Annotated in this window: 3 protein-coding genes and 1 pseudogene; all 4 read right to left on the bottom strand. The window is 52.6% G+C overall.

The genetic code is table 11. From position 1 onward, the window contains the following. Positions 1 to 1,726: condensation domain-containing protein (locus PN498_RS15320; RefSeq protein ID WP_272063701.1), on the bottom strand; the 1,726-nt coding region annotated here is incomplete at its 3' end. A gap of 4 nt (positions 1,727 to 1,730) precedes the next feature. Then, entirely contained in the window at positions 1,731 to 3,539 is a 1,809-nt protein-coding gene (locus tag PN498_RS15325) for a condensation domain-containing protein (protein ID WP_334312257.1), read from the bottom strand. A gap of 306 nt (positions 3,540 to 3,845) precedes the next feature. After that, a pseudogene (locus PN498_RS15330) lies at positions 3,846 to 6,692 on the bottom strand (non-ribosomal peptide synthetase); the annotation flags it as partial. Between the two features lie 98 nt (positions 6,693 to 6,790). Continuing rightward, positions 6,791 to 7,870 carry an LLM class flavin-dependent oxidoreductase gene (locus tag PN498_RS15335; RefSeq protein ID WP_272063702.1) on the bottom strand — a complete coding sequence of 360 codons (1,080 nt, stop codon included), beginning with the start codon at positions 7,868 to 7,870 and terminating at the stop codon, positions 6,791 to 6,793. Between the last annotated feature and the right edge of the window lie 73 nt (positions 7,871 to 7,943).

Consider the following 7,943-nt stretch of genomic DNA (forward strand, 5'->3'; position numbering starts at 1 on the left):
GGTGGGCACTGCCCACCGTTTCCCCTCTGGCGACAATCAGCAGCGCCACGTCCGCATCTCCGAGGATGAAGCGCAGGCGCTCAGCAGGATAGGCAGGGTCGAGGGGCAGGTAGGTGGCTCCGACTTTGAGGATAGCGAGGAGGGTGATGACCAGTTCAGTGGAGCGTTCCAGGCAGAGGGCGATGCGATTGCCGGGCTGCACACCCTTTGCCATCAGGTAATGAGCCAGTTGATTGGCCTGCTGCTCAAGATCTCGGTAAGTGAGGACGATGTCTTCAAAGATGACGGCAGTGGCGTCTGGATTAGCTTGGGCCTGGTCTGCAATCTGCTCATGGACGCAGCAATCAGGAATGGGCTGCTCGGTTTGGTTCCAGGCTGCGAACTGCTGATGCTCGGCGGGGGTAAGCAAAGGCAGAGCTTCTAAAGGCTGATTCGGATCGGCAACCATGCCCTGAAGTATGGTTTTTAGATGACCGAGGAAGCGGTGGATGGTGGTATCAGAGAAACGATCGCGGTCATAGGCCACCCGCATAGAGAGGGTTTCACCGGGGATGACAAAGAGGGCAAGGGGATAGTTGGTTTGCTCGAATCCCTGTCCTTCACGGATGGTGAGGCCGCTTTTGTCATCCGCCAGAGCAGCCGTCAGAGAAACAGGGTAATTTTCGAAGACGAGTAAGCTTTCAAACAGGGGAACGCCACTGGGGACGTGGCTCCAGGACTGAATATCGGTGAGGGTGCTGTAGGCATAGGTTTCGCGATCGCGCTGATGGTCCTGAATCTGTTTTAGCCAAGGCAACAGCGGCATCTCTGAGGGCAGCGAGAGCCTTACAGGCACGGTGTTGATGAATAATCCCACGATGGACTCTGCACCTGGCAGCGTTGGGGGGCGTCCAGACACGGTAGCCCCAAATATCACCTCTGAAGTATTGCTGTAGCGGCTGAGTAATAACGCCCAGGCTCCCTGAAGCAGGGTGTTCAAAGTGAGGTGGTGGCGTTGAGCAAAGGCATTAATGCTGGCTGTCGTGGTCTGAGACAAGGTGAGCCAGCGATCGCGATTGTCGGGTTGAGAGGATGCCGAAGTGCGGCGATCGATGCCCAAGGGCGTCGGGGCTGTAAAGCCTGCCAGGGCTTTCTGCCAGTACGTTTGAGCTGCCTGTGGATCCTGCTGCTGTAGCCAGACAATATAATCTCGGTAGGGTCTAGGAGACGGGAGAATGATAGCTTGCCCTTGGCGCTCTGCTGCGTAGAAAGCTAAGACTTCTTTGATCAAAAGGGCATTGCACCAGCCGTCCATCAGCAGGTGATGGTGGCTCCAGACGAAGCGATGGCGTATTGGACTGAGCTGGAACAGGGCACAGCGCATTAGGGGAGGCTGATCGAGGCGAAAACCCTGAACGCGATCGCCCTGCAAAAAGGCCGCTAACTTTTCTGCCTGCTCTGATTCGGATAATAGCTGCCAGTCGGCTTCAATCCAGGGCAATTCCGCAGTCGCATGAACGACCTGCAGGGGTTTGTCGACTTCTTCCCAATAGAAGGCAGTCCGCAGCACGGCATAGCGTTCGACAACTGCTTGCCAGGCTCGTTTGAAGGCATCAACATTCAGATGCCCTTCCAGTAAACAGCTTCGCTGTTCAAAATAGACCCCGGATTCCGGCGCATACAGCGTGTGGAACAGCATGCCCTGCTGCATGGGGGAAAGTTCGTAAATGTCCTGGACTTGAGTCATGGCGCTACTTCCCCCGGATCTTGCTAAGAAGCTGATCAAGCTGCGCCTGATTAACCCGCGCTGCCGCAAAGTCAGAGGGAGTATAGGCGGCTTCGGGGACTGACTGACTGGACAGGATGAAATAAGATCGCAGCGTTGCCAAATATCGCTGGGCGATCGCCTCAATGGTGGTGCGTTGATGAATTGCACGGCTATAGCGCCAAATTACCTGAAGCTGCCCTGCCTGAATCAGCGCAATCACGTCTAGCAGGTAGCGGCGGCGGTCCGATAAACTGCGAAGTGACCCGACTGACTCAGAGGCCAGTGACTGAATCAAACTCTGGGTGTCAGACTCCGAACTCAGCTGAAGCTGACCCAAATAATTAAAGCTGATGGCTGCGGGTGAAATCAGAGTCGGATCCGGCTCTGGATCTAGATATCGTAGGACGCTGTAACCAATGCCCTGATTTGGAATAGACCGCAACTGCTCCTTGACTGCTTTGACTTGTTCAGCGATCGCTCCGGCAGGTAACTCTAATCGCAGCGGATAAACCGTTGTGAACCAGCCTACTGTCCGAGACACGTCCAAACTGGTCAAGTCTTGCAAATTTTGCAAAGTCAACGCTCGACCATGTCCCTCTAGGTCAAGCAAGATCGTAGGGGACTGCATCCACAATTTCAGCGTTTGTCCCAAAGCTGTCAGCAGGACGTCATTGATTTGAGCATGGTAGGTCTGGATTGTGGTGTTCAGCAGTGCCTGGGTCTGATCAGCATCTAGCTTGATCGAGACTTCTTCAATCGACGCTGCTGTGTTGCCGTTGGTGGATTCGTCAAAATCGATTGGCAACAGTGTCAAGGGTAGCGAGCACATCTCTTGCCAATAGGAACGCTCTGCCTCAAAGTGACCTGATTGCCTCAGTGCCATCAAGTGATTGGCCCAAGCCTGGGTGGAATGAGTTTTAGGCGGCAGCAGGATTGGTTTCCCAGCGGCAATCTGTTGATAAGCCGTTTTCAAATCTTCTAGAAGAATGCGCCAAGACACCCCATCCACAATTAAATGATGGGCAATCAGCAACAGGCGATTACCCGATTCACCCAGTTGCAATAAGGCGGCACGAAATAGAGGCCCTTCTGTCAGATTCAGACTCGTTTGCCAGCTATCGACGGCGTTTGCCAAGGCCTCTACTTGAGACTCAGAAGACAAATGGGATAAATCCAGGTGATCTAACGGTACGGTTACGGCATCAGGAGCTTGGATGACCTGCTGCCAACGGTTGCCCTGTGAGGAGAAGCGCGATCGCAGCCCATCATGATGCACCACCAACGCCTGTACGGCCTCAAGCAACCATTGCAGGCGCACATCCGAGCTAACCGTCACCATGACGGCCTGATTGAAATGATGAACCTCCAACAAGTCTCGGGCAAAAAAGTCCTGTTGAATGGGGGTCAAAGGCACCGGTCCCGTCACCAGTTCTTGGGAGACAGCGGGCACTGATCGCACCTCGGCTACAGCTGCTAATTCTGCGACGGTTTGATGCTGAAACAGCTGACGCGGCTTTAAATACAGCCCCTCTTGGTGTGCCTGAGCGATGATCTGCATCCCCAGAATGGAATCGCCCCCTAGCTCAAAGAAATTGTCGTGAAGACCCACTGTATCTCGCCGAAGCACCTTGGCCCAGACTGCCACTAGCTGCTGCTCTATTTCTGTCAGGGATCTACTGGTTTGGTTACTCTCGGCAGCCGGTCTGTCAGAAATGGGTAGCGCCTCGCGATCGACTTTGCCATTCACCGTCAGCGGTAGTGCTGCCATCGCTACGAAGTAGTCGGGAAGCATGTAGGTTGGAAGCTTGTTTGCAAGATGCTGGCGTAGGGAAGGGTTGTGAGTTATGGGTTGTTGGTTATGGGTTATTGGGGGTTGGTTATTAGTTATGGGTTGTTGGTTGTTGGTTATTGGTTGTTGGTTATTAGGGGTTGGGGATGAATTGCTTGTTCTGACTTCTGACTGCTGGCTTCTGACTTCTGACTGCTCTACAACGTAGGCCACCAGCTTGGCTGCTTCACCCATATCCTCTCGCAATAGCACCACGGCCTGCTCGACATTGGGATGCTGGCATAGAACAGTTTCGATTTCACCGGGTTCAATGCGGTAGCCGCGCAGTTTGATCTGGTCGTCCATGCGACCCAAGTATTCGAGGGTTCCGTTAGGGCGGTAGCGGACGCGATCGCTGGTCTTGTAGAGAGTTTGGTGTTGGTTATGGGTTGTTGGTTCTTCGTTGCTGGTTCTGGGTTGTTTGCTATTCGTTTTGCTTTCGGCATTTCCGGCAAACGGATTCGGCACAAATCGCTCTGCTGTTAAGTCTGGGCGATTCAAATAGCCCCGGGCGATGCCTGCGCCACTGATATAGAGTTCGCCAGGAACGCCGATGGGAACGGGCTCTAGATTGGCATCGAGAACGTAGAGCTGAACGTTAGCGATGGGGCGACCGATGGGAACGCGATCGTCGGCAATGTCAAGGGGAACGTCGTAAATGCAGCAGCCGACGACGGCTTCGGTGGGACCATATTCGTTGACTAGACGGAGATTGGGGTAGCGCTGTTGCCAGGGGACAATGTCGCGACTGTAAAGAGCTTCGCCACCGAGGATAAGGGACTTAGCTGGTAAGGAGAACGTAGAGGAGTGGGGCAGGACGAGAGGCTCTAGCGCCTTTAGATGGGAGGGAGTTAGTTTGACAAGGCTGAAAGGGCTATTCCTCTGGAATGTGTGACTGAGGGCTTCGATTTCGTGGATTTCGGGTAGGAGCGTGACAGACTGTCCCGCCATGAGGGGCGCAAAGAGGCCGGTGATGGTCGCGTCGAAGCCGACGGAGGAATTGACTGGAGCACCCTTCCCATCCGCTACTGTGTAAGCTTGGACGCACCAGTTCAAGTAATTGCTCAGTCCTCTATGCGTCAACAACGTCCCTTTGGGTTTGCCGGTAGAGCCAGAGGTATAAATGACGTAGGCGAGATTCTCAGGATCAAGGTTAACGGTGAGATTGTGCTCAGGAGCCTGGGCGATTTGAGCGCGATCGCCCCTCAAATCTAAGACCGGGTAAGCACAGACCGCCATTTCCTGGGCTGCCTCAGTATCAGCCGTCACGACCAGCGACACTTGGGCATCGGCCAACATAAAGTGAACTCGCTCTGACGGCAAGCTGGGATCAATGGGAACATAGGCCCCCCCTGCCTTAAATACGGCCAGCAGAGCCACCATAAGCTCAACGGAACGAGGCAGATATATACCTACCAGAGTTTCAGGGCCAATGCTCTGACTGTGCAGAATATGGGCAAGTTGGTTGGCGCGATGATTGAGTTGAGCATAGGTGAGCTGCCGGGTAGAATCAATGACCGCGATCGCCTCTGGTGTGCGAGTAACCTGAGTTTCAAACTGCTGATGGAAGCACTGACTCGGCAGTGGGGTTCGGGTCTGGTTCCACTCCACCAATAGTTGATGCCGTTCCGCTGCGTTCAACAAAGGCAGTTCTGCCAGCGGACAATTGGGATTAGCGAGAATTCCTTCCAGCAGCGTGTGAAAATGACCCAGCATCCGCTGAATGCGGTCTTCTTCGAATAAGTCAGTGCGATACTCCACTGCCAGCAGCAGTCCGTCTTCTCGCTCAATGCCGTGCCAGGTCATGTCAAATTTGGTTTGTCCTGGATTGAGCCAGTCTTGCTGAATCTCTAGCCCCGGCAAATTCAAATCCAGAGTCGCAGCGTTTTGCTGCTGGTAACCGCTCTGAAGTTGAAACATGACCTGAAATAGAGGATTTTGGCTCAGGTCACGATCAGGCTGTAAGACTTCGACAACTTTGGCAAAGGGTACTTCTGAGTGCTGAAAAGCATCGGCAGCAACCTGCTTGACTTGCTGCAATAGTGCTCGAAAGGTCATCTGGCGGGTCAGACGGGTACGGAGCACAAGCGTATTGACGAAGAAGCCAATTAGCGGCTCGACTTCAGGGTGGTTGCGATTGGCAACGGGCACGCCAACACCAATATCAGCCTGAGCACTGTAACGGTGTAGCAAAAGCTTGAACGTCGCCACCAGCAGCATAAACAGTGTAGTGCCTTCCTTGCGACTCAATGCTTTCAAAGCGGCAACGCAGGCGGACGAGAGCGTATGGGTGCAGGTATGACTGGCAAAATTGGGCACTGCCGGACGGGGGCGATCGCTTGGCAAATCCAAGACAGGTAAAGCGGCCAACTGCGTCTGCCAATAATCAAGCTGAGCGCAACACGCTTCGCTCTTCAGCCACTGCTGCTGCCACAGAGTATAGTCTGCATATTGAATAGGAATGGCTGGAAGAGAGGACGGTCCTTTCTCGATAGGGTTACGGTAAAGGGTTGCCAGTTCTCGTATCAGCACTCCCCGCGACCAACCATCGGCCACAATATGATGCAGAACCAGTATCAAGATGGCCGTGGTTTTATCTAACCTTAGAAGGTGACTGCGGAGGAGTGGCTCACGACTGAGATCGAAGGGTCGTTTGACAGACTGTTCAGTGAGCCGCTGGATTTCGGCCAGCATAGCCGCTTCTGGCAACAGCCTCAGGTCTGTTGTTCGTAGTGGCAAGTGGAGGGTGGATAAGATTTTCTGACAAGGCTGCCCCTGCTGCTCAACAAATTGAGTTCTCAGACTTTCGTGGCGCTGAGCGATCGCCTGCAAACTGTGTTCTAGTGCTAAAACGTCTAGAGATCCAATCAGCCGCCACGACAGCGCAATATGATAGGCCGAGCTTTCTGGGTTGAGCTGATGCAGCACCCACAGGTTTTTCTGAGAAGGCGACAGCGGTATGACAGCGGGACGAACCTGGGAAATCAAAGGCAGCTCAACCGCTGTTGAAGATAGTCCCTGCTGCTTTAAACGCTGTTCCAACAACGCTCGCTGCTCTGGAGAGAGGGCCGCAATACGCTGTTGTAGAGCTTCAGAGGTTAGGCGCGAGTTTGTCATGTCCTATGCGGAACAGGCTGCAAAATGATAGATGAAGAAATCAACGGTTTTAACCGCAAGGTTCCAAAATTCAGCTAATGGATCGCCAAGTTAGACAATTAATAAACGCCACTAGCTATCGCAGTTCTTGACAGATGAATAGCACAATTATCCTTAAGCTGTTTGAGATAGGGTAAGGCTTGCATGACGCGATCAAAGTCTTGAATAAAATCAATCAAGCAGGCAACTTCAGTAACACCGGCTTGAGCCAATTTTTGTAGAAATGGCAAGCAGGTCTCAGGCGTTCCAATCAGTGAGCGATCGTTCATAAATCCTTCCACCCCAAATAGTAACAGACTATCTAAGTCATCGTCAGAAAAATCTTCTAGGCTGATGGATAAACCCATTCCTTTCGCTAAGTTTTCTAGCAGGCCATAGTGAGTTTTTAGATAATCACAAAAGGGTTGCCTAACATCGGTTTTAACTTGGTCACGTTCGCTTCCCAAAAATGTATGGAGCATCAAAGAAACGGTTTTGGAATCGGCATCATGACCATGCTTACTTAAGGATTGTTTATAGGCTTGAATTTTCGGAGCCAGTTGTTCTAATGATCCGCCTAAAAGAGAGGTCAAGATATTAGCTCCCAATCGCCCTGCTTCAATGAAAGTTTCAGTAGATTGACACGTGATCCAAGTCGGTAATTGGGGCTGAATAGGGCGCGGTAAGGAGCGGGTCGAGACGGTTTTTCCCGCTGCATCCTGAAAGTCAACGGCTTTCCCCTGCCAGAGCTGTTGCACTTGCTGAATGCCACGCCACATCTGGGCCTTTCGGCTAGCATGAGGCGTCCGCGACAGAATGAACTCGTCCATCGTCCAGCCTGAGGCAAAGGCGATCGCCACCCGTCCGTTTGAGAGATTATCAACAACGGCCCAATCCTCTGCAATCCGCACTGGGTGGTGTAAAGGCATGACCACACTGCCCGCCCGGATCTGGACATTGGCTGTTGTCATGGCTAGGGCAGCGCTAGTGACGCAGGGATTAGGATAAAGCCCCCCGAAGGCATGAAAATGTCGTTCAGGAGTCCATAGGGCAGTGAATCCGTTGTGGTCTGCAAATTTAGCACTCTCGATCAAGAGCTGATACTGATTAGGGCGGGCAACGGAGCCATCACCATCAAAATAGAAGAGGCTAAAATCCATTCTTGGTTTTCCTATTTTCGTTAATTAGAAAGTGTGTTGATTGATGTTTTTTGATTTGTGTCTCGGTCTAATA

Origin of the sequence: Oscillatoria sp. CS-180 (assembly GCF_028330965.1) — a bacterium.
GTDB lineage: Bacteria > Cyanobacteriota > Cyanobacteriia > Phormidesmidales > Phormidesmidaceae > Halomicronema.